Below are 22,853 nucleotides of genomic sequence, written 5' to 3' on the forward strand. Positions count from 1 at the left end.
AGGGTCCGTCGGTCCGGCCCAGGCGGCCGATATATACCCCAGGGGGTAAGCTGGGTCGGGGAACGACACTCTGGAGGTGTGGAAGTGCAGGTAGACGACGACGCGGTCGGCGCGGTCCTCAATCGCCTTCGCCGGGCGCAGGGGCAGCTCGCCGGCGTCATCGCGATGATCGAGGCCGGACGGGACTGCAAGGACATCGTGACCCAGCTCGCTGCCGTCTCCCGCGCGCTGGACCGGGCCGGATTCAAGATCGTGGCCAGCGGTATGCGCCAGTGCATGGCCACCGTCGACGGCGACGCGCCGCCGATGAGCGAAGCCGAACTCGAGAAGCTCTTCCTGGCGCTTGCCTGACCCTCGGCCGCCCGCCGACTCTCCCGGCCCGGCTTCGGCGACGCCTCCGTCCACGGAGGCGTCGCCGCCCGGTCGCTCTCCGGCCGCGACCTCACTGTCCGAACCGCTTGAACCGCCGCCACGAACGGAGTACAGCATGGACTACGGGATTCCCGTCACCCTCGACCTGCCCTTCACCGAGGCCGTCGAGCGGGTGCGCGCCGCACTCGCCGAGCAGGGCTTCGGCGTCCTTACCGAGATCGACGTCCGGGCCACCCTGCGGGCCAAGCTCGGCGAGGAGGTCGAGGACTACCTGATTCTCGGTGCCTGCAACCCGGCACTCGCGCACCGTGCGCTTCAGGTCGACCCCCGCATCGGGCTGCTGCTGCCGTGCAACGTCGTGGTCCGTGCGGCCGACGGGCGCACCGTGGTCGAGGCGATGGATCCGCAGATGATGGTCCAGGTCACCGGGCAGCCCGCGCTCGAGGCCGTCGCCGGCGAGGCGGCCGGCCGGCTGCGAGCGGCGCTGGACGCGCTCGCGGACTGACCGGGGTCGGTCCGGGCCCGCCGTGGCGGGCCCTTTTCTCCGGCCTCCGATATACCCCCACCCGTATTTTTGCGCCCAGTCGGACGCCTCAGGAACGGAGTATCACGTGAAGTACCCGGACACCGCCCTCACCCTGCCGTCCACCGCGACTCCCGCGGAACCGCCCGGCCCGCCGGGCCTGCTCGGCCGGCTCGGCGCCTGGTCGGTGCGGCACTTCAAGGCCGTCCTGGCCGGCTGGCTGCTGGTCGTGATCGGCCTCGGCGCGTTCGCTCCCCAGGTCACCACCGCGCTGTCCGGGGCCGGCTGGCAGGCCAACGGCTCCGAGTCCCTGAAGGTCCGCCAGGTCGCCGAACGGCACTTCGCCGGCAACGCCTCCACCGCCCTGCAGATCGTGGTCACCGCCGACCGGCCCGTCAGCGAGCCCGCCGTCCAGCAGGTGATCGCCAAGGCGGGCGACATCGCCGCCGCCGACCCCCGGATCTCCACCGTCGCCCCGCCGCAGCCCGGCGCGACCATCAGCCAGGACGGCCGCACCGCGATCCTGCTCGCCGGCGCCAACGCCTTCCCGGACGACATGGTCCGCGCCGCCGACGACCTCAAGGGCCCACTGAGCGAACTCTCCACCGACGGCGTCAGCGTCCACGCCACCGGCGCCTCGGTCCTGTGGAGCGACTTCAACAAGGCCAACCACGACGCCATGATGAAGTCCGAGATCATGTCCTGGCCGGTCACCCTGGCGATCCTGGTCCTCGCCTTCGGCTCCCTCGTCGCCGCCGGACTGCCGCTGCTGCTCACCATGGCCGGACTCGCCGCCTCCGCAGGATCGCTGGTACTGATCAGCCACCTGTTCCCGGTCTCCATCTGGGCGATGAACTTCGCCATGATGTTCGCCCTCGCGCTCGGCATCGACTACGCGCTCTTCCTGGTCGTTCGCTTCCGCAGTGCCAGGACCGGCCGCTCGCTGAGCAGCGTCGAGGCGGTCGCGGAGACCATGGACACCGCGGGCAAGGCCGTCCTGCTGTCCGGGGCGACCGTGCTGGTCAGCCTGTCCGCCGTGATGCTGGTGCCGTCCCCGGCGTTCCGGTCGATGGCCGGCGGCATCATGCTCGCCGTGCTGTTCGTCCTGGCCGCCACCCTCACCCTGCTGCCCGCCGTGCTCGGCAAGCTGGGCCACCGCGTCGACGCCCTCGCCCTGCCCTGGGTGAAGAGCGGCGGGCACCGCTCCCCGCGCTTCGCCGCCTGGGGCGAACGCCTGTGGAAGCAGCCGCTGCGCTACGGCGCCCTGGCCCTCGCGGCACTGATCGCGCTGGCCGCGCCGGTGATCGGGCTGCGCACGGCGATGCCCTCGATCACCGTCATCCCGAGCGACGCCAGCGCCCGCGCCGGCTACATCGCCGTCCAGCAGGCCTTCGGACCCGGCGCCCCCGGCACCCTGCAGATCATCACCCCCGGCGGGCAGGCCGCCGCGGTCGGCGCGCAGATCGCCCACACCCCCGGCATCGCCGGCGTGATGCCCGCCCAGAGCGCCGCCGACGGCACCGACTGGTCGATGATCCAGGCCATCCCCATCGTCGACCCGTCCAGCCCGCAGCTCGGCGCCACCGTCAGCACGCTGCGCGCCGAACTCCCGCACGACGCCCTTGTCGGCGGCGCGGCCGTGGAGAACCTCGACCTGCAGCACCTGCTCACCGAGAAGACCCCGCTGGTCATCGGCGTCGTCATGGCCCTCGGCTTCGTCCTGTTGCTCATCGCCCTGCGAGCGCCGCTGATCTCCGCGCTGGGGACCGTCGCGAGCCTGCTGTCCACCGGCGCCGCGTTCGGCGTCGCCCGGCTGGTCTTCCAGGACGGCCACGGCGCCGGCCTGCTCGGCTTCACACCGCAGGGCTTCCTGGACGGCTGGGCACCGGTGTTCTTCTTCGCGATGATCTTCGCGATCGCGATGGACTACACCGTCTTCCTGCTCGCTTCCGCCAAGGAGCACTACGAACGCAGCGGCGACCCGAAGGAGGCGATGGTCGGCGCCCTCGCCCACTCGGGCCGGGTGATCTTCGCGGCGGCCGGCGTCATGGTCGCGGTGTTCTCCACCTTCGCGCTCTCCGGGCCGCTGCCGCCCAAGGAGATGGGCATCGTCCTCGGCGTCGCCGTCCTGCTGGACGCCGCTCTGGTCCGCCTCGTCCTGCTCCCGGTCATCCTGCGGCTGACCGGCCGGGCCGCCTGGCACACCCCCGGCTGGCTCGACCGCATCCTGCCGAAGATCACCTTCAACCACGGCTGACCCGACCCGGCCGCCGGTGGCAGGAGCGCTGAACCGCGCTCCCGCCACCGGCGGGCCCGTTCGGGGCCGTCGACGCGCGGCCTCCAGGGCGCGGGGGTGCGGACGGAGCTGCTGGGCCGAATCGCCCACGTCCAGACGGTGGGCACTGCCGCCGGCCTGCGGCGGAGCACCTGCCGGTGGAGATGGATCGGGCCGTGCCGGGAATCCCGGCACGGCCCGATCAGGCGGCGCGTACTCGCTCAGCGGCGGCCCAGCAGCCTCGCCAGGAAGCCTCCGCCCTTGGCCGCGCTCCGGTCGCAGCTGCAGCGGTCGGCCTTGCGAACTCCGGCGAGCACCTGGTCGACGTGCATGCCGCACCCCGCGTAGGTGGCCTTGCCGCAGGTGCGGCACGTGGTACGTCGACACATGGCGGAACTCCTTGCGTTCGGTCGGGGGACGGCCTGCCCTCCGCTTCCAATATACCCCTAGGGGTATTCTCCCCACTGCGGTATGTCGGCCGCCCACCACGGCAAGAGGTCCGCAGGTGGGCTGCGGGCCACAACGTCATCCGTGCTGCCCCCCGACCGGCGCCTCGTGGGCGAATCCGATCGAGGCGCACTTCGGGCCGCTGCGGCAGTCCCTCGCCGGGTGATCAAGCACATGGTGAACCCGCGCGGTCATGGGCCGTCGCGTCCGGCTCAGTGGCCGGCCAGGTGTCGTGCGAAGAACGTACGGATCGTGCGGCGAACCCTGGGAACCGATGTGGTCGGGTCGACGGTGCCGATCAGCGCCTCCCGCTCCGCTGCCGTCATCAACCCGGCTGCCTGGAGCTGCGGGAGCATCGCGGCGTAGTCGGTGAAGATCCAGTGGTTGGCGTCGGCGACACGTGCGCTGCGGACCCATCGGCCGGAGTGCGCGGCCAGGGCCGACCACGATCGGCCCAGTTCCCGTCGGCGGTTGAACCCCTCGCTGCCGAGCAGGAGCAGCGGCCGGTCCACCCCCTGAGCTGCGACCGGGAACGGTTCGGCGACGGCGCCGGGGGCGGCGGGCGGGTAGTCCAGGTGGCCCTCCAGATTGACCCCGGCACGCACCCGTCGGTCCTCGTGCATCACCTCGGTCACCGCGCTCCCGCCGGCGGAGTGCCCGTACACGCCGAGGCGGCGCAGGTCGAGGGACTCGGCGAGCCCGCGCGGAAGGGGAAGCTCGGCCGCGTGCCCGAGCCGGTCGAGGACATGGCGCAGGTCGGCGATCCGCGCGTCGATCATCGTGCGTGCCACGGCCGGCTGGTCCCGCGGGTCGCCGCGGAAGACGGTCGTCCGCACGGTGTCCTCCCGGTACGGCCGGGCATCGGGGAACTCGACCGCTGCGGGGTCACCGGGGTGGTCGACCGAGACGACGACGGCGCCGTGGCTGGTCAGGTCTTCGGCCAGGGACGTCCCCAGGCCGCGCGGGTCGCCGCCGCCCGGGCTGTGCACCAGAACCGGCCATCGGCCCGGCAGCGGCGGCGCGTCCTCGAACGTGTGGGACCGGGTAGCACCCCAGTTCACGCCCGCAGCGGGCAGGTGGAGGGGAGTGAGCGGTGCGATCCTCCCGAACCAGTCCGCGGTCTGCGGCGGCAGCTGCGGGGCCGGGGCGAGGCGGGTGACGTCGCAAGCCGGGTAGTAGACCGTCAGCATGAGCTCTCGCACGGGGATCGTGGGGTCCCACGGGTCGCGCCGGGAGTCGTCGACGAGGTACAGCCGGCGGCACCCCGCGGGGTGGTGGCCCGTGGGCGCGGGCAGGGTGAGTACGACATCGCCCGGGGCCTGATCGGCGCCGGTGGCCGCGGATTCGGCGCGGGCGCGGCCACCGGCGCCGAGCACCAGGGCCGCGGAGCCCAGCAGCGCGAATCCGGTGACGGTGCGTCGGCTGATCGAGAAGTCGTGAGTCATGTCAGGCATGCTGACCCGCCCGGCCCGGCGCCGGCGATCGTTTAGGTTGGGGGCTCAAGGATGGCGCCCGGGACACTGCCGGGGCCGACGCGCAGGGGGAGTCGTGCTCCGGATCCACTTCACGCCGGACGACTTCGCCCGGGTCAGCCTCGCGCCTCGGCCGGCGCCACTGCTGGAGCTCAACGTGGCGCTGACGATGATGTGCCGCCGGGACGGCGAGCTTCTGCACGGCTCATGGCGGCGAAGGGCGTTGCGCGCGCTGCCGAAGGCGGCCTTCCCGCTCGCGGACCTCGTCCCGGCCGGGCAGGCGCCGAGCTTTCTGGATGTGCTGGCGGACTCCCTCCCGGACGCCCTGGAACAGGTACGTTCGGCCCCGGCCGAGCTGGTCCGTGCCGAACTGGAACGGGTCTACGCATCCGCGCGCACGCCCGCCCCGGGGTGGATCCACGACCTGCACCGGGGCGCCCCCGAGGCGTGGCGCTTGATCCGTCGTGCGCAGCACGCAGCCTTCGATGTGCTGCTCGGCCCGGTCTGGGCACAGGTGCAGGACCTGCACCACGCCGAGTTCGTGCGCCGGGCCGTGCAACTCGCCGAAGGCGGCGTCGGCTCGGTGCTGGCCGGGCTGCTGCCTGGCGGCCGCCTGCACGAAGGCGTCTGGGAGCTCCCGGGCGGGCCGCGGGAGGTCCACCTCGGCGGGCGCGGACTGCTCCTCCTGCCCAGCTTCCACTGGACCGGCGGGCCGCTGCTGTCCGATCTCCCGGACCGCCCGGTCGCCGTCACGTACCCGGCCGGTGCCGGCCTCCTTCCCCGGCCCGACGGCGCCGCCGGTCCGAAGGCGCTGGTCAAGGTGATGGGGAACACCCGCGTCGAGCTTCTGCACCTGCTGGCTGATGAGCGGACCACGACCGAGCTCGCCCGACGGCTCCGGATCAGCGCCGCCACGGTCTCGGCTCACACCGCAGCTCTTCGCGGCGCCGGACTGATCTCCACGGCGCGCGCCGGCAAGGCGGTCCTGCACCGGCGCACCACGCTCGGCAGTCTGCTGCTACGCCAGGATGCGTGGGGTCGGCCGCAAGCCCCGACCGGACCCTCCGGTTGAGGCGCCGCCACGCGTAGCGGCCGGAGCGGACGTGACGGACCGTTCGACCGGAGCCCCGGGGTGTGGCTTCGATGCCGGTAGCTCCAGCAGATGCGAGCGATGAAACCACTAGCGTGCTTGGTTGCTCGCAAGGGTGTGGGCACGCACACAGCGGAACTCGGCTCGTCGGCGAAGGCGCATATCCGTGTCACATCGACGCGACGCTGCGACCGCAGGTCGGGCCGGAGTCGTGTGACCTGCAACTCGATTCCTGCACGGGGCCGTTGGCGACCGCCGGGTACGGTGCCGGAGGCTGAGGGCGCCTTCGCGGCGTTCGGGTCGGCGAGCGGGCCGCCTCGGCGTCCGCCGGTAACGCGGATGCGACGGGCACGGCGTGGCGGCCCCGGTGAGGCGCACGCCGTTCCCCGTGCGGTCACCGCCGTGACAGGCGTTGGGATCGGGAAGCGACCCGCGGTCTGCGGTCGTCGACGGTCTGTGTGGTGGGCTCTGGTTCGCAGGCGTCATCCGGCATCGGATCGCTCCTGGCCCGGGTACGGGGCGAGCAGGCCGAGCAGGGTGCGGGTGAGCACGTCGACGGCCTGGCCGGAGGGCAGGTTCCCCTCCTCCACCTCGCTGATCAGGGCGTGGACGAGGGCGTAGATGGTGGTGATCAGCCAGGGGCGGGGCAGGTCGGTCCGAAAAGAGCCTTCGTGCTGGCCGCGGCTGATGAGCTGTTCGAGACGGTGGAAGACCGGCTCGTGGCGGCTGCGGACATGGTCCGGGCCGAGGTGGCGGACGGCGGCCGCGTACAGGCCGCGGAAGCGGTCGAGCAGCCACGGTGTGGCGAGGAAGCGGACCAGTGCGTCGGCCGCGGGTCCGGTCTCCGGGTCGGCGGCGTCGAGGGCGGAGTCGATCTCGGCGAGGGTGCGTTCCAGGAGGGCGTCCAGGACGGCCTCGCGGGAGTTGAAGTGGCCGTAGAGGGTGACCCGGCCGACGCCCGCGGCCCTGGCGATCTCCGCCATGGTCGTGTCCGGGCTGCGGCCGAAGCCGACGGCGGCCGCGTCGAGGATCGCGTTGATGCTGCGTTCCGCGTCGGCACGTCGTGCGGTCGGAGTGGGGCGCGGGCGGTCGGTGGGTGTCATGTCGGCAGCGTACGCGGCGTGTCAGTGCGCGAAGACCGGGCCGTCGGCGGCCTCCGGTCGACCCGGCGGCACCAGCCACAGGGCGAGGGCGGCCATGGCGAACGCGGCGACGGCGCAGGCGGTGAACGCGGTGCGGAAGCCGGACATACCGCCGGTGCCGGTCAGGCTCGATGCCGCGAGGGCGGACGCCAGTGCGACTCCGAGGGCACCGCCGAGCTCGTGGCCGGTGCTGACGATGCCGGAGACCAGCCCGGCCCGGTGGTGTTCGACACCGCGCATCGCGGTGGTCGTGGCGCAGACGAACCCGGCGCCCAGCCCGACGGAGAGCAGGACGAAGCCGGGCAGCAGGTCCATGAGAACACTGCCGTCGGCGGGCAGCCGCGCCAGCAGTGCCGCGCCCGCGCCGGCGACGGCGAAGCCGATGACGGCGGTCGGCCGGGGGCCGAGCCTGCCCAGCGCGTGGGCGGCCCCGTGGGCGCCCAGGATCGTGCCGACGGCGGCCGGGAGGAACACCAGCCCGTTGCGGAGGGGGGAGAGGCCGAGTCGGTGCTGTGCGTACCAGGAGGAGAGGAAGAACCCGGCCAGCAGCAGGCCGGAGGCCGCGAGCATCACCAGGGAACCCGCCAGGACGGGACGGCTCGTCAGTAGTGCGGGCGGCACCAGAGGTTCGCGCACCGTGCGTGCGAGGAGGACGAAGGCCGTCGCGCAGCCGGCGGCGGTGGCGAGCGTCAGCAGGACGAGAGGGCTGGTCCAGCCCGCGTCGCCCGCCCGGACCACACCGTAGACCAGCAGGGCGGCCGCCGCGGTTCCGGTGATCGTGCCGGGGACGTCGACGCCGGCCGGGCCGCGCTGGGGCGGCGTCGCGGGGACGAGGCCGGGCAGCACGGCCAGGACGGCGAGTCCCACGGGAACGTTGACGAAGAAGATCCACGCCCAGCCCGGCCCCGCGGTCAGGGCGCCGCCGAGGAGCACGCCGACGGCCGCCCCGGTGCCGCCGATCGCACCCCACACGCCGAGGGCGCGGTTGCGCTCCGGACCGTGGAACGTCGTCGTGATGATCGACATCGCGGCTGGGGAGAGGAGTGCCGCGCCCACCCCTTGGGCGGCGCGGGCGGCGATCAGCACCCCGCCCGTCCAGGCCAGGCCGGACAGCAGTGACGCCGCGGTGAAGACGGTGAGTCCGAGGAGGAACGCCCGACGCCGGCCGAGCCCGTCGGCCAGTCGGCCGCCGAGCAGCAGCAGGCCGCCGAAGGTCAGCGAGTACGCGGCGACCACCCACGTCAGGGCGGAGCGGGAGAGCGAGAGATCCGCGGCGATGGACGGAAGAGCGACGTTCACCACCGTCACGTCGACGATCAGCATGAACTGCGCGGCGCACAGCGCGGCCAGTGCGCGCCAGCGCCCCGATTGGACGGCATGCATGAGGAGACCCCTAACTCGTACAGAAGTGTACGAGTTAAGGTATGCCTACTCCGGGGATAAGTCGAACACTTCTGTTCGGGTTACTTGAAGGGCTGGTGGTGACCGGGGTGGCTGCGCCGGCGCCTCGCGATCATCCTTCGGGCCTGGCGGCCGTTCGGGCGGATCCGGCGAGGTCTTCTGTCGGTGTCCAGTCGGGCACTACGACGAGCACCCCGGCTGGGCATCGGCGTGTGAGGTGGCGTGTCGACGGGGCCGCCGTGGTCAGGCCCTGGCGCCCGCCGCGGCTTGCGGGGCCGGGGGTCCGCTGCGTCTCGCGTGGGGGCGTCGTACCGGTGGTCATTGGCGTGGACGGGGACGGCCGGGACGCGGTCTCCGATGACGTGGACGCGGTGGTCGGTGCCCGGGACGTAGGCCTCGACCTGGCCGGCGGGTGGTCACACGGGTGCCCGGCATCCGCTCTCTGGCGGGTGCCGGGCACCGGAGTCTGCCGTCGTGGTGTCAGTGCGTCAGCGGAAGGCACGCAGTCGGAGGCTGTTGCCGACGACGAAGACGGAGGAGAAGGCCATGGCGGCGCCGGCGATCATCGGGTTGAGGAGGCCGGCGGCGGCCAGCGGCAGGGCGGCGACGTTGTAGCCGAAGGCCCAGAAGAGGTTGCTCTTGATGGTGGCGAGCGTGCGGCGGGAGAGGCGGATGGCGTCGGCGGCGGAGTTGAGGTCGCCCCGGACGAGGGTGAGGTCGGCGGCCTCGATGGCGGCGTCGGTGCCGGTGCCCATGGCCAGGCCGAGGTCGGCCTGGGCGAGCGCGGCGGCGTCGTTCACGCCGTCGCCGACCATCGCGACGACCTTGCCCTCGGCCTGCAGCCGCTTGACGGTTTCCACCTTGTCCTGCGGCATGACCTCGGCGATCACGTGCTCCGGCGCGATGCCGACCTCGGCCGCGACCGCCTCGGCGACCAGCCGGTTGTCACCGGTCAGCAGCACCGGGGTCAGGCCCAGCCCGCGCAGCTTGCCGATCGCCTCGGCGCTGGTCGGCTTGACCGCGTCGGCGACCTCCAGGACGGCCCGCGCCTCGCCGTCCCAGCCGACCGCGATCGCGGTGCGGCCGGCGGCCTCGGCGGCGCGCTTGGCCTCGGCCAGGCCCGCCGGCAGGTACTGCGACCACTCGTTGAGCAGCGCCTCCCGGCCGGCCACCACCGCGTGCCCGTCCACCACGCCCTGGACGCCCGAGCCCGGGACGTTCTCGAACCCCTCGACGGCGGGCAGTTCGCCGGCCCTGGCGGCGGCGTCGGAGATCGCCCGGGCGATCGGATGCTCGGAGGCGTGCTCCAGGGCGCCCGCCAGGCGCAGCACCTCGGCCTCGGTGGTGGTCCCGGTGGTGTGCACGGCGAGCAGGGTCATCTGGCCGGTGGTGACGGTGCCGGTCTTGTCCAGGACGATGGTGTCGACCTTGCGGGTGGACTCCAGGACCTCCGGGCCCTTGAGCAGGACGCCCAGCTGGGCGCCGCGGCCCGTACCGACCAGCAGCGCGGTCGGGGTGGCCAGGCCCAGGGCGCACGGGCAGGCGATGATCAGCACGGCCACCGCGGCCGTGAAGGCGGCGGTCCAGCCCTCGCCGGTGCCGAGCCAGTAGCCGAGGGTGGCCACCGCGAGGGTGATCACGATCGGTACGAAGACCGCGGAGATCCGGTCGGCGAGACGCTGGGCGGCGGCCTTGCCGTTCTGCGCGTCCTCGACCAGCTTGGCCATCCGGGACAGCTGGGTGTCCGCGCCGACCCGGGTCGCCTCGACCACCAGCCGGCCGCCCGCGTTGACGGTGGCGCCGGTGACGTGGTTGCCGCTCCCGACCTCGACCGGGACGGACTCGCCGGTCAGCATCGAGGCGTCGACGGCGGAGGCACCCTCGACCACCACGCCGTCGGTGGCGATCTTCTCGCCGGGGCGGACGACGAAGCGGTCACCCACGGCCAGTTCGGCGATCGGGACGCGGACCTCGGTGCCGTCGCGCAGCACGGTGACGTCCTTGGCGCCCAGTTGCAGCAGTGCCTTCAGCGCGGCTCCGGCGGTGCGCTTGGAGCGGGCCTCGAAGTAGCGGCCGGCCAGGATGAACGCGGTGACGCCCGCGGCGGCCTCTAGGTAGATGTTGGACGAGCCGTCGCTGCGGGCGATGGTGAACTCGAAGCCGTGCCGCATGCCGGGCGTGCCGGCGTGGCCGAGGAACAGCGCCCAGAGCGACCAGAGGAACGCGGCGCCGGTGCCGAGCGAGACCAGGGTGTCCATCGTCGCGGCGCCGTGCCGGGCGTTGGTGAACGCGGCCCTGTGGAACGGCCAGGCGGCGTAGGTGACGACCGGGGCGGCCAGGGTCAGGGACAGCCACTGCCAGTTGTCGAACTGCAGGGCCGGCGCCATCGCCATGGCGATCACGGGGACGGCCAGGGCGAGCGCGGTGATCAGCCGCTGGCGCAGGGGGGCGAGCTCGTCCGGCGCGTCGGCCGGCGGCGTGTCGGTGATCTCGGTGACGGCCGGGCGGGGGAGGGCGGCGGTGTAGCCGGTGGCCTCGACGGTGGCGATCAGGTCGGCGACCTCGACGTCACCGCCGTCGATGATCACCTTGGCCTTCTCGGTGGCGTAGTTGACGGTGGCGGTGACGCCGTCCACGCGGTTGAGCTTCTTCTCGATCCGGGCGGCGCACGAGGCGCAGGTCATGCCGCCGATCTGGAGTTCCACCTCGGTCGAGGCGGGGGCCTGGGTGGTCATCTGTGCTCCTCGTGGTTCGCCCGGTGAGGGCGGAGGTGGGCGGGAGGCCGGGGCCCGGATACCCCCAGGGGGTTCCCGGGGGAGGTCCGGGCCCGGCGGCGGGTCCGTGGGTGGTGTCAGGCGCGGCCGGTGAGCTCGTAGCCGGCGTCGTCGATCGCGGCGCGGACGCTCTCGTCGTCGAGTTCGGCGTCGGAGGCGACGGTGACCAGGCCGGCCTTGACGTCGACGGTGACGGCGGTGACGCCGGCCAGGGCGCCGACGGCCTTGCCGACGGCCTGCTCGCAGTGGCCGCAGGTCATTCCGGCGACGGTGTAGACGGTGGTGGCGGCGGGGGCCTCGATGGTGGCGGTGGTGGAGCAGGTGCCGTCGGTGGAGCAGCAGGACATGGGTTCCTCCGTGGGTGCAGGTGCCTTCAGATACCCGGTGGGGGTATCTCGTCTCGTTCGACGAGCTCATTTATACCCCCAGGGGGTATGCGGCACAACCCCTCGGGTCCGACTGGTAGGGCGAGCGGGTCGGCCGAGACCGTGCGCCGCGCGTTCCAGTGCGCCCTGGCGCTCTCGGCTGCGGCCTGTCGCGAGCGCTTCCGGCGGGGCCCCGGCCCGGCGGACCACCCCGCTGCCGCGTCCGACGGCGCTCCCGGTCCGCGGCGGCACGGCTGTAGCGCGTCGGTGCACACGGGGACAGTGGGGTCCGCTCATTCTGAGAGCCCAGGGCCTGATACCCCCCACCCGTATTCTCGAACTGCTTGACGGATACCCCCCTGGGGTATGTAATCGCGGTGTCGGAACGCTCACCGAGACCCGAGGAGGCCCCAGCATGTCCGGCTACCACGACGGCAAGGGCCCGGTCCTGCGCAGGCTGCGCCGGGTGGAGGGTCAGGTCCGTGGTCTGCAGCGGATGGTCGAGGCGGACAGCTACTGCATCGACGTCCTCACCCAGGTGTCCGCCGCCACCAAGGCGCTGCAGTCCATCGCCCTCCACCTGTTGGACGACCACCTGACGCACTGCGTCCAGGACGCCATCGCCCGCGGCGGTACCGACGCCGACGCCAAAGTCACCGAGGCTTCCCAGGCCATCGCCCGCCTGGTGCGCGCCTGAGCCCCGCCCGCCGTCCCCGACCAGCTGAGGAGCAGCCATGAACACCGCCCTGAAGATCGCCGCCTTCACCGCCGGCCTTGCCACCGCCTTCGGTGCCGCGTACGGCGTCGGCCACGCCGCCGGGGGCGGCCCCGCCCCGCGTCCGGCCGCCGTCCACGCCGGCCACGGCTCCACGGGGACCGGGCTCCCGGCCACGGGCGCGGGGGCCGACCATCTGCCGGGCGGCCTGCAGGTCTCCGAACGCGGCTACACGCTCAGTCTCGACAGCCCGTTCGTCACCGCCGGCGCCCCCACCGACCTGCGGTTCCGGATCCTTGGCGCGGACGGCAGGCCCGTCACCGCCTACCAGCCCGCGCACGAGAAGGAACTCCACCTGATCGTCGCCCCGCGCGACCTCTCCACCTTCCAGCACCTGCACCCCACCCGCGCCGCCGACGGCACCTGGAGCGCCGCGGCGGCCCTGCCCGCCGCGGGCGACTACCGGGTGTTCACCGACTTCACCCCGGCCGGCGCCGGCGAGGGTCTCACCCTCGGCGCCGACCTGCACGCCGCGGGCGACCTGCGCCCCGCTCCGCTGCCGGACACCGGACGGACCGTCAGCGTGGACGGCTACACCGTCACCCTGAACGGCGACCTCACACCCGGCGGGCCCGCCCGGCTCAGCCTCGCCGTCGCCAGGGACGGCCGGCCGGTCACCGACCTCCAGCCGTACCTCGGCGCGTACGGCCACCTGGTGGCCCTGCGCGCCGGCGACCTCGCATATCTGCACGTCCACCCCGACACCACCACCCCCGGCCCCGAGGTCGCCTTCACCACCACCGCGCCCAGCCCGGGCACCTACCGCCTCTTCCTCGACTTCCGCCACGGCGACACCGTCCACACCGCCGCCTTCACCCTCGCCACCGGCGGCAGCGAGTCCGCCCCGGCCGCCACCTCCCCCGAGCCCGCCCCCACGGAGCACGGCGCGGACCACCAGCACTGAGACCGACCGGCCCCGCGCGCGGCGAGCGTCGCGCGTCCGCGGTCCCGCAATCGTCAGAACCACCCGTTCCGGTACAGGAGTCACGTCATGTCAGACATCAGTGCACCTCCCTCACCCCGCCGCTGGACGGCGCTCGCCCTGATCGCGCTCGCCCAGTTCATGGTGATCATGGACACCTCGATCATCGGCGTCGCCCTGCCGAAGATGCAGACCGCCCTCGGCTTCTCCCAGGAGAACCTGTCCTGGGTCTTCAACGCCTACGTCATCGCCTTCGGCGGGCTCCTGCTGCTCGGCGGCCGCCTGTCCGACCTGTTCGGCGCCAGGCGGATCTTCGCCACAGGCTGGACGGTCCTCGCCGCGGGTTCGCTGCTCGCCGGCCTGGCCCGGCAGGACTGGGTGGAACTCGTCGGCCGCGCCGTCCAGGGAGCCGGTTCCGCGCTGATCGCCCCCGCCTCGCTCACCCTGCTGATGACCCTCTTCGGCGCCCGCCCCCGGGAACTCACCAAGGCGTTCGCCCTCTACGGCGCGGCCGCGCCCGCCGGCGGCACCGCCGGTGTCTTCCTCGGCGGTCTGATCACCCAGTACGCCAGCTGGCAGTGGGTGTTCTACGTCAACCTGCCGGTCGCCCTCGGCGTCCTGGCCGCCACGCCCGCCGTGATGCCTGCCGGCGCCGCCCGCCGCGGGTCGGTCGACTGGCTCGGCGCGCTCACCGTCACCCTGGGCCTGGGGGTGGCCGTGTACGCCGTCGTCCGCGCCCCGGAGACCGGCTGGGGCTCGGCGAGCACCTGGCTGGTCCTGGCCGCCGGCCTGCTGCTGATCGGCGCGTTCGTCGCCCTGCAGGCCAAGCGCCGCGAGCCACTGATGCGCCCCGGCGTCTGGCGCAGCCCCAACCTGGCCGGCGCCAACCTCGCCCAGCTCCTGATGGCCGCCGCCTGGATCCCGATGTGGTTCTTCCTCAACCTCTACCTGCAGCAGGTCCTCGGCCTGGGGGCCTTCGCGTCCGGCGCCGCGCTGCTGCCGATGACCGCCGCCATGATGCTGATGATGATCGTCCTGGCGCCGCGCCTGATCGCCCGTTTCGGCCCCAAGCCGCTGATCGTCACCGGCCTGCTCGCCCTCGGGGCCGGGATGGCCTGGCTCTCGCTGGCCCGCCCCGACGGCAGCTTCGCCGTCGACGTCCTGCCCGCCTCGCTGCTCACCGCGGTCGGCATGTCGCTGGCCTTCATCCCCTCACTCGGCACCGCGCTCGCGGTCCCCGACCCCGCCGAGGGCGGCCTCGCCGCCGGCATCGTCAACACCAGCTACCAGGTCGGCTCGGCCCTCGGCCTCGCCGCCATGACCGCTGTCGCCGCCGCCAACGGCGCCCGCGAGCTCGGCAACCCCCAGGCCCTCACCGACGGCTTCTCCGCCGCCTTCCTCGGCGCCGCCGCCCTCGCCCTCGTCGGCGCCCTCGCCTCCGCGATCACCATCCGCACCCCTGCACCGGCCGCCCACGCGGCGCAGGAACCGGCGCAGGCCGCCGCCCACTGAACCGCGTCCCCCGTCTGAACCGCATCTCCCGTCGATCGGCCCGGAGCGCTCCGGGCCGATCGACGGCACTGCCCACGATGGCCTGCACACGCATCCGCTGGTCGACGGCCGGTGTCAGGACTCGGCATCGCGGGCTCGGCCGGCCCGGTGGTGCAGGAGCCGGCCGTGGGCGGCCTCGGTGTGGGTGACGACGTAGACGTCGATCTCGTCGCCGGAGCCCTCGATGATCGCCTCGCCGGTACCGCGGGTGAACAGGCCCTTGAGGCGGCTGCGCCGGGTGGCACCGATGACGATCTGGGTGGCGTTGATCTCTCGGGCGAAGGCGAGGACGGTCCGGGCCGGGTTGTCGCCGGTGAGTGTGTGCCAGGTGCCGCCGAGGCTCTCCGCCAGGGTCCGCTGGCGGGCCAGCACCTGTGGGGAGGGGCCGGTCAGGCCGTCGTCGCGTGCGACGTGTACGGCCAGGAACTCGCCGCCCGCGCCGCGGGAGGCGGTCCGCTTGGCCCGCCGGATGAGCGTGTCGCCCTCCGGGCCGCCGGACAGGGCGACCAGCACGCGTTCCCGGGTGCCCCAGGGCTGCTGGATGCCGTGGTCCTTGCGGTAGCGCAGCAGGGCCTCCTCGACCCGGTCCGCCGCCCAGAGCAGGGCGATCTCCCGCAGGGCGGTGAGGTTGCCGGGGCGGAAGAAGTGGGCGAGGGCGGCGTCGATCTTCTCGGGCGGGTAGATGTTGCCGTGGGCCATCCGGCGGCGCAGTGCCTCGGCGGACATGTCGACCAGCTCGATCTGGTCGGCGCCGCGTACCACGTCGTCGGGCACCGTCTCGTGCTGGCGCACGCCGGTGATCTGCTCGACGACGTCGTTGAGGGACTCCAGGTGCTGGATGTTCACTGTGGAGATGACGTCGATGCCCGCGTCCAGCAGTTCCTGGACGTCCTGCCAGCGCTTGGTGTTCCGGCAGCCTGGGACGTCGGTGTGCGCGAGCTCGTCGACCAGGGCCAGCCGGGGACGCCGGGCCAGGACCGCGTCCAGGTCCATCTCCGTGAAGGACGTGCCCCGGTACGGCACGGTCTTCCGGGGGACCGTCTCCAGGCCCTCGGCCATCAGACGGGTCAGGGGTCGCCCGTAGTCCTCCATGAAGGCGATGACCACGTCCGTGCCCCGCCCGGCGCGGCGCTGCCCCTCGCTGAGCATGTCGTAGGTCTTGCCCACCCCGGGGGCCGCCCCGAGGTAGACCCGTAGACGGCCGCGCGGCATGCCTCCTCCTCCCGGGCGGGCCGGTTCACGGACCTGGCCGCCCCGAGTACCCGGCCCGGGGTGCCGGAGCTGTGGCACCCGCCCTTCCATCGTCGTCCAGACCGGTGGGAGAACGTCGCGGGGCCACGCCGGCGAAAATGCTGTGCCGCTGCTCGCTAAAGTCCCGATAAAATGAGCCCAGGTGTGCCGGGAAGTCTGGTCGGCTCGGGGGACGATCGCGGCTATCGGGCGGCGGTGACCCCGCTCGTCGTGATGGGGTCCTTCCGCCGATGCGCGTCGTGGGAATCGTTCTCGTTCTGGTGGTTCTGGCCACCGCGGTGGCCACCTTCGCCCGGCGGTTGCGCATGCCGGCACCGTCCCTGCTGGTCCTCGCCGGCGTCGCGGTGGCGCTGATACCCGGCGTGCCCACGTTGCACGTCCCCCCGCAGGCCATCGCCATGGTGGTGCTTCCCCCGCTGCTGTACGCCTCCGCCGAAGAGCTGTCCCTGCGCGACCTGCGCACGGTGTGGCGACCGGTGACGATCCTCTCCTTCGGCCTGGTGTTCGCCTCCGCGGCCGCCGTCGGCTTCGCGGCCGTCGCCGTCGCTGGCCTGCCACCCGCGATGGCGTTCGTGCTGGGGGCCGTGCTGTCCAGCACCGACCCGGTGGCGGTGACCGCGCTCGGGCGCCGGCTGGCGCTGCCGGGGCGGGTGCAGGTCCTGGTGCAGGCGGAGAGCCTGTTCAACGACGCCACCTCACTGGTGCTGTTCAAGGTGGCCGTCGGCATCGCGGTTGCGGTCGGAGCCTCGGTGAGCCTGCCGTCCGCGGGCGGGGAGTTCCTGCTGCTCGGCGGCGGCGGAAGCCTGGTCGGCGCCGCCGTCGCCGGCCTGGTGTGGCTGGTCCGGCGCCGCACCACCGACCCGGTGCTGGAGACGGTCATCGCCCTGGTCACCCCGTACGCGGCCTACGTGCTGGCCGAGTCCGTCCACACCTCCGGCGTCACCTCCGTCGTGGTCGCCGGCGTCCTGCTCGGCCGCTCCAGCCACCGCCTCACCGACGCCCACATCCGCCTCCAGCTGCACGCCGTCTATGCCGTGGTGGTGTTCCTGCTGGAGAGCGTCGTGTTCAGCATCGTCGGCCTGGAGCTGCCGACGCTGGTGCGGGACCTACCGGCCGGCACCGGCTGGTGGCCTCTCCAGGCGCTGGCCCTCGCGGCCGTGCTGATCGCGGTGCGGGTGCTGTCCACCCTCCCGCTCACCCGCGCGGTCAAGCCCACCCGGGGCCGGCTGTCCTGGCGGGTCGCCGGCGTGGTGACCTGGGCCGGCACCCGCGGCGTGATGCCGCTGGCCGCCGCGCTGTCCATCCCCCTCGTCACCGACGACGGCACGGCACTCGCCGGACGACCGCTCGTCCTGGTGCTGACCACCGCCGTCGTGGTGTTCACCCTGGTCGTCCAGGGACTCACCCTGGCCGCCGTGGTCAACCGTTCCGGCCTCGCCCTCGAACCCGAGCACACCGCCCGCGAGGAGGACGACGCCCGCGACGCCCTCAACCACGCCGCCCTCGACCACGTCGAGCACCTCGCTGCCCTGGAGACGATGCCCGAGACCGCCATCGACCGGGTCCGGCGCGGACTGAACGCCCGCCTCGACCGCACCCCCGAGAGCCCCGACGGCAGCACCGCCGACGTCGCGTACCGGCAGCTGCGCCACGAGGTCATCGCCGTCCAGAGCAGCGAACTGCACCGCCTCTACGACGAGCACCGGATCAGCGACACCACTCGCCGTCGCCTGCAGCACGACCTCGACCGCGAGGAGGCCGCGCTCGGAGCCCCCTGACCGTGACACGGCCGCTGCCCGAGGGCCGTGTCCGGGCGCGGGCGGCAGACAGACGCCGCGGCCGGGGCGGACGCGGGACGGCGGGTCCCGACGCGGCTCTACGGATCGGACCCGAGGTTCCACGCGGTCCTGACGGGCCGCCCGTGTCAACGCCCCGTCAATCACCGCCGGCGGGGCATCAGGGATCCGTCAGTGTCCGACGATCGGCGCCGGGTGAGCGTTTGGCTGGGCTGCCGGCCTTCGGGGCGGGCCTCCAGCCATCCGTCCATGTCCGAGAAGGTCGGCCGCATGCTTCCCCTGGTTCCCGAGAAGGACATCGTCACGCCTGATCCGGTGGCACCGCCGTCCGCTCGGCGCCACCGCGCGGGTGGCGCCCTGTTCGATCCGAAGCAGCTGGTCGAGGCACTCCCGGAAGCGCTGCGCAAACTGCGTCCCCGGGTGATGGTGCGTAACCCCGTCATGTTCGTGGTCGAGGTCGGATCGGCGCTGACCACCCTGTCGGCGATCCTGTCGCCGAGTGCGTTCGCCTGGTTGATCAGCGTCTGGCTCTGGCTGACGGTGGTGTTCGCCAACCTGGCCGAGGCGGTCGCCGAGGGACGCGGCAAGGCGCAGGCGGCCTCGCTCCGCCGGGCCAGGACGGGCACCACGGCGCGGCGGCTGCGCAGCTGGCGGGTGGGGATGACCCGGTTCGAGGAGGAGACCGTCCCGGCCGAGAAGCTGCGGCTGCACGACTTCGTGGTGGTGGAGGCCGGGGAGACCATTCCCGGCGACGGCGATGTGGTGGACGGGATCGCGGCGGTCGACGAGTCGGCGATAACCGGGGAGTCCGCGCCGGTGATCCGGGAGGCCGGCGGCGACCGCTGCTCGGTGACCGGCGGCACGAAGGTGCTCTCCGACCGGATCGTGCTCCGGATCACCTCGAAGCCGGGGCTGACCTTCATCGACCGGATGATCGCGCTCGTGGAAGGGGCCGAGCGGAAGAAGACCCCGAACGAGATCGCGCTCAACCTGCTGCTCGCTTCGCTGACCGTCGCATTCGTTCTGTCCGTGGTCACCCTCCAGCCGGTGGCGATCTACGCCGGGGCCGAGCAGTCCACGGCGGTGCTGGTGGCACTGCTGGTGGCGCTGATCCCGACCACGATCGGGGCGCTGCTGTCGGCGATCGGCATCGCCGGGATGGACCGGCTGGTGCAGCGCAACGTGCTGGCGATGTCCGGGCGGGCGGTGGAGGCGGCGGGGGACGTGGACGTGCTGCTGCTCGACAAGACCGGCACCATCACCTTCGGCAACCGGCAGGCCGTCCGCTTCGTGCCCGCACCCGGCATTCCGGCCGACCGGCTCGCCGAGGCCGCGCAGCTGTCGTCCCTGGCCGACGAGACGCCGGAGGGCCGCTCGATCGTCGTCCTCGCCAAGCAGTACGGGCTGCGTGAGCGCGCCGCCGGCGAGCTGGGGCGGATGGAGTTCGTGCCGTTCAGCGCGCAGACCAGGATGAGCGGCGTCGATCTCAACTGGCCGGACGGGACGGTCATCCACGTCCGCAAGGGCGCCTCGGCGGCGATCTCGGCGTGGGTGTACGAGCGCGGCGGCCTGGTGCCCGGCGAGGCACTGGACGCCGTCGACATCGTCTCCGCCCACGGCGGCACCCCGCTGCTGGTCGCCGTCCACGACCGGCACGGCGCCCGGGTGATGGGCGTCGTCCAGCTCAAGGACGTCGTCAAGGACGGCATCCGCGAACGCTTCGCCGAGCTGCGCCGGATGGGCATCCGCACGGTGATGGTCACCGGCGACAATCCGCTGACCGCCCGGGCGATCGCGGCGGAGGCCGGCGTGGACGACTTCCTCGCCGAGGCCACCCCGGAGGACAAGCTCGCGCTGATCAAGCGGGAACAGGAGGGCGGGAAGCTGGTCGCGATGACCGGCGACGGCACCAACGACGCCCCCGCCCTCGCCCAGGCGGACGTGGGCGTCGCGATGAACACCGGTACCTCCGCCGCGAAGGAGGCCGGCAACATGGTGGATCTGGACTCCAGCCCGACGAAGCTGATCGACATCGTCGAGGTCGGCAAGCAACTGCTCATCACCCGCGGCGCGTTGACGACCTTCTCGATCGCCAACGACGTCGCCAAGTACTTCGCGATCATCCCCGCGATGTTCGCCGGCGCCTACCCCGGGCTGCGCCACCTCAACATCATGGCGCTGCACAGCCCGACCTCCGCCATCACCTCGGCGATCATCTTCAATGCGCTGATCATCGTGGCGCTGATCCCGCTCGCCCTGCGCGGCGTGCGCTACAGGCCCGCCTCCGCCTCCCAGCTGCTCGCTCGCAACCTGCGCGTCTTCGGGCTCGGTGGCCTGGTGCTGCCGTTCCTCGGGATCAAGTCGATCGATGTGCTGGTGGTGCAGTTCGTCTTCTGACCGGTCCGCCCGTCGAGGCTCGGCCGGTGCCGGTCCGGGGCGGAGTCACCTGGCTGCCGGCCGGCGGCGTTGAGGCTCGTCAAGGATTCATCTCCGAGCACGCCCGCGTGAAGAAGGCCGACCACGGCCGGAAGCCCGGCCGGCAGCGGCTCGCAGACCCACCCGGTGCCGCGTGCCACCGGCACCGGGTGACACACCACCACGGCCCCGGGAGGTCTCCGCCAGCCGCTCGGCGGAGACCTCCCGGGGCCGTGGTCCATCGCGAGACATCAAGATCGCGTCAAGCCGCCGGCTCCCCGCGTCAACGTCGCGTATGGCGGGCGGGAACGCACTTCCAAGCCGTCCAGGATCGGACCACAGCCGATTCCAGAAGGGCCGGACCACGATGTCGACGACCGACAGGCAGCAGACCGCGGCGGCGGAGTCCGCCGCCGCGGAACCCCCGGATACCGGGACCGGCGACGAGCGGCACCGGCTGACCTCGCTCGGCGGGCTCGCCGCGCTGTCGCTGGACGCGATGGCGTCGGTGGCGTACGGGCCGGAGGCGATCGTGCTGGTGCTGGCCGCGGCCGGCTCGTACGGGCTGGGGTTCACGCTGCCGGTGACGGGGGCGATCGCGGTGCTGCTGGCGGTGCTGGTGGCGTCCTACCGGCAGGTGATCGCAGCCTTTCCGGACGGCGGCGGCTCGTACGCGGTCGCCAAGGCCCACCTGGGACGGCGTACCGCGCTGACCGCGGCCGCCTCGCTGGTGATCGACTACATCCTGAACGTCGCGGTGTCGGTGACCGCCGGCGTGGCCGCGCTGACCTCCGCCTTCCCAGGCCTGTACGGGGAGCGGGTATGGCTGTGCCTGGGCGTGCTGGCCCTGGTCACGGCGGTCAACATGCGGGGGATCGCCGAGTCGGCGCGCTGGTTCATGGCGCCGACGGCGGTGTTCGTGCTGTCGATCCTGACGATCGTCGCGGCCGGACTGTTCCGGGGCGCGCCGGCTTCGACGGAGGCCGCCGCCGGGCACGCGTCCGCGCTGGCCGGGAACGCGACGACGGTGGGTGCGGTGCTGCTGCTCAAGGCGTTCGCGTCCGGCTGCTCGGCGCTGACCGGCGTGGAGGCGATCGCCAACGCGGTGCCCTCCTTCCGGACGCCCGGGGTCCGGCGGGCGCAGCGGACCGAGGTGGCGCTCGGCGCGCTGCTCGGTGTGATGCTGATCGGCCTGGCGGTGCTGATCGGCCGCTTCCACCTCCAGCCCGTGGAGGGGGTGACGGTGCTGGCCCAGCTGGCGGACGCCTCGCTCGGCCACGGCTTCGGCTTCTACCTGGTGCAGTTCTCCACCGTGATCCTGCTGGCACTGGCCGCCAACACCTCCTTCGGCGGCCTGCCGGTGCTGCTGCACCTGCTGGCCCGCGACAACCACCTGCCGCACGTGTTCGCGCTGCGCGCCGACCGCCAGGTGCACCGGCACGGCGTGCTGTTCCTGGCCGCCGTGTCGGCCGCGCTGCTGGTGGCCTCGGGCGGTGACGTGAACAGCCTGGTGCCGCTCTTCGCGATCGGCGTGTTCGTCGGCTTCACCATCTGCCAGGTCGGCATGGTCCGGCACTGGATGCGGGCGCGGTGCGAGGGCTGGCGCGCCAAGGCCGTACTCAACGGCTTCGGCGCCCTGCTCACCGGCATCGCCACGCTGGTCGTCGCCGGCACCAAGTTCACCGAGGGCGCCTGGGGCATCTGCCTGGCCCTGCCACTGCTGGTGCTGCTGTTCGAGCTGATCCACCGCGCGTACGCGCGGATCGGCGGCAACCTCGGGCTCGGCCGCATCCCCGGCCCGCTCACCCCGCAGCACTCGCTGGTCGTCGTCCCGGTCCACGTGATCACCCGGCTCACCCGCGACGCCCTCTCCGCCGCTCTCTCGCTCGGCGACGAGGTCCAGGCCGTGACCGTCGTCCACACCGCGCCGGACGCCGAGGACCGTCAGGCCGCCGAGACGCTGCGCCGCGACTGGGAACTGTGGCAGCCCGGCGTCCCGCTGGTCGAGGTCCCGGACGGCTACCGCCGGCTCGGCCAGCCCCTCGCCGCCTACGTCAACCGGCTCGCGGCGGAGAACGCCTACGACCGGATCACCGTCCTCATCCCCGAGGCCGAACCCCGTCGGCTGTGGCAGCGCGCCCTGCAGAACCAGCGTGGCGCCGTCATCGACCGCGCCCTACGCCGCCACACCGACGCCGTCGTCTGTCGGCTCCGGCTGCGGATGTGAGCGCCGGGTCGCCACCCTGGCGTCCAATTAGTCTGTTTTGCCGCATCCGGATTGC

The 22,853-nt window shown here is 73.0% G+C and carries 17 protein-coding genes; 10 read left to right on the forward strand and 7 right to left on the reverse strand.

Annotation, left to right across the window (positions count from 1 at the left end; genetic code table 11):
• Positions 1-84 precede the first annotated feature (84 nt).
• The 3 genes from AB0J08_RS04180 (at position 85) to AB0J08_RS04190 (ending at position 3,152) form a co-directional block, all read left to right on the forward strand.
• Positions 85-351: a metal-sensitive transcriptional regulator gene (locus AB0J08_RS04180; RefSeq protein ID WP_360626860.1), complete on the forward strand. Its 267-nt coding sequence runs from the start codon at positions 85-87 to the stop codon at positions 349-351.
• A gap of 136 nt (positions 352-487) precedes the next feature.
• Positions 488-877 (forward strand): DUF302 domain-containing protein, encoded by a 390-nt coding sequence (locus AB0J08_RS04185; protein ID WP_360626563.1) that lies wholly within the window; start codon positions 488-490, stop codon positions 875-877.
• Positions 878-983: 106 nt separating this feature from the next.
• The gene (locus tag AB0J08_RS04190; protein ID WP_360626566.1) at positions 984-3,152 is read left to right on the forward strand and encodes an MMPL family transporter; all 2,169 of its coding nucleotides are present in this window, start codon (positions 984-986) and stop codon (positions 3,150-3,152) included.
• A 239-nt stretch (positions 3,153-3,391) separates the two neighbouring features.
• On the opposite strand, the gene AB0J08_RS04195 is transcribed toward AB0J08_RS04190, so the two are convergent.
• Complete coding sequence (locus AB0J08_RS04195; protein WP_360626869.1) at positions 3,392-3,559, reverse strand: hypothetical protein; 168 nt, start codon at positions 3,557-3,559, stop codon at positions 3,392-3,394.
• 270 nt (positions 3,560-3,829) lie between these two features.
• On the reverse strand, positions 3,830-5,062 hold the full coding sequence (locus AB0J08_RS04200) for an alpha/beta hydrolase (protein ID WP_360626569.1): 1,233 nt from the start codon (positions 5,060-5,062) through the stop codon (positions 3,830-3,832).
• 103 nt (positions 5,063-5,165) lie between these two features.
• On the opposite strand from AB0J08_RS04200, the gene AB0J08_RS04205 reads away from it, so the two are divergent.
• Complete coding sequence (locus tag AB0J08_RS04205; RefSeq protein WP_360626572.1) at positions 5,166-6,161, forward strand: winged helix-turn-helix domain-containing protein; 996 nt, start codon at positions 5,166-5,168, stop codon at positions 6,159-6,161.
• Positions 6,162-6,661: 500 nt separating this feature from the next.
• Here the strand turns inward: AB0J08_RS04205 and AB0J08_RS04210 are convergent, their stop codons facing one another.
• The 4 genes from AB0J08_RS04210 to AB0J08_RS04225 all read right to left on the reverse strand — a co-directional run bounded on the left by AB0J08_RS04210 (position 6,662) and on the right by AB0J08_RS04225 (position 11,843).
• Positions 6,662-7,282, reverse strand: coding sequence for a TetR/AcrR family transcriptional regulator (locus AB0J08_RS04210; RefSeq protein WP_360626575.1), 621 nt, complete (start codon positions 7,280-7,282; stop codon positions 6,662-6,664).
• A 21-nt stretch (positions 7,283-7,303) separates the two neighbouring features.
• The gene (locus tag AB0J08_RS04215; protein ID WP_360626578.1) at positions 7,304-8,704 is read right to left on the reverse strand and encodes an MFS transporter; all 1,401 of its coding nucleotides are present in this window, start codon (positions 8,702-8,704) and stop codon (positions 7,304-7,306) included.
• A gap of 506 nt (positions 8,705-9,210) precedes the next feature.
• On the reverse strand, positions 9,211-11,457 hold the full coding sequence (locus AB0J08_RS04220; RefSeq protein WP_360626581.1) for a heavy metal translocating P-type ATPase: 2,247 nt from the start codon (positions 11,455-11,457) through the stop codon (positions 9,211-9,213).
• Between the two features lie 116 nt (positions 11,458-11,573).
• Complete coding sequence (locus AB0J08_RS04225) at positions 11,574-11,843, reverse strand: cation transporter (RefSeq protein ID WP_360626584.1); 270 nt, start codon at positions 11,841-11,843, stop codon at positions 11,574-11,576.
• A gap of 433 nt (positions 11,844-12,276) precedes the next feature.
• Between AB0J08_RS04225 and AB0J08_RS04230 the strand changes: the two genes are divergently transcribed.
• The 3 genes from AB0J08_RS04230 to AB0J08_RS04240 all read left to right on the forward strand — a co-directional run bounded on the left by AB0J08_RS04230 (position 12,277) and on the right by AB0J08_RS04240 (position 15,070).
• Positions 12,277-12,558 carry a metal-sensitive transcriptional regulator gene (locus AB0J08_RS04230; RefSeq protein WP_360626587.1) on the forward strand — a complete coding sequence of 94 codons (282 nt, stop codon included), beginning with the start codon at positions 12,277-12,279 and terminating at the stop codon, positions 12,556-12,558.
• A 37-nt stretch (positions 12,559-12,595) separates the two neighbouring features.
• Entirely contained in the window at positions 12,596-13,540 is a 945-nt protein-coding gene (locus tag AB0J08_RS04235) for a hypothetical protein (RefSeq protein ID WP_360626590.1), read from the forward strand.
• A gap of 87 nt (positions 13,541-13,627) precedes the next feature.
• Positions 13,628-15,070 carry an MFS transporter gene (locus tag AB0J08_RS04240; RefSeq protein WP_360626593.1) on the forward strand — a complete coding sequence of 481 codons (1,443 nt, stop codon included), beginning with the start codon at positions 13,628-13,630 and terminating at the stop codon, positions 15,068-15,070.
• Positions 15,071-15,184: 114 nt separating this feature from the next.
• Here AB0J08_RS04240 and AB0J08_RS04245 read toward each other — a convergent pair whose 3' ends face one another.
• The gene (locus tag AB0J08_RS04245; RefSeq protein WP_360626596.1) at positions 15,185-16,321 is read right to left on the reverse strand and encodes a universal stress protein; all 1,137 of its coding nucleotides are present in this window, start codon (positions 16,319-16,321) and stop codon (positions 15,185-15,187) included.
• 269 nt (positions 16,322-16,590) lie between these two features.
• On the opposite strand from AB0J08_RS04245, the gene AB0J08_RS04250 reads away from it, so the two are divergent.
• The 3 genes from AB0J08_RS04250 to AB0J08_RS04260 all read left to right on the forward strand — a co-directional run bounded on the left by AB0J08_RS04250 (position 16,591) and on the right by AB0J08_RS04260 (position 22,798).
• Complete coding sequence (locus AB0J08_RS04250) at positions 16,591-18,138, forward strand: Na+/H+ antiporter (RefSeq protein WP_360626599.1); 1,548 nt, start codon at positions 16,591-16,593, stop codon at positions 18,136-18,138.
• A 267-nt stretch (positions 18,139-18,405) separates the two neighbouring features.
• The gene (gene kdpB / locus AB0J08_RS04255; protein WP_360626602.1) at positions 18,406-20,553 is read left to right on the forward strand and encodes a potassium-transporting ATPase subunit KdpB; all 2,148 of its coding nucleotides are present in this window, start codon (positions 18,406-18,408) and stop codon (positions 20,551-20,553) included.
• Positions 20,554-20,938: 385 nt separating this feature from the next.
• Positions 20,939-22,798 carry an APC family permease gene (locus AB0J08_RS04260; RefSeq protein ID WP_360626605.1) on the forward strand — a complete coding sequence of 620 codons (1,860 nt, stop codon included), beginning with the start codon at positions 20,939-20,941 and terminating at the stop codon, positions 22,796-22,798.
• The last annotated feature ends 55 nt before the right edge of the window (positions 22,799-22,853 follow it).

This window comes from Kitasatospora sp. NPDC050463, from assembly GCF_040655255.1.
In the GTDB taxonomy this organism is placed as follows: domain Bacteria; phylum Actinomycetota; class Actinomycetes; order Streptomycetales; family Streptomycetaceae; genus Kitasatospora.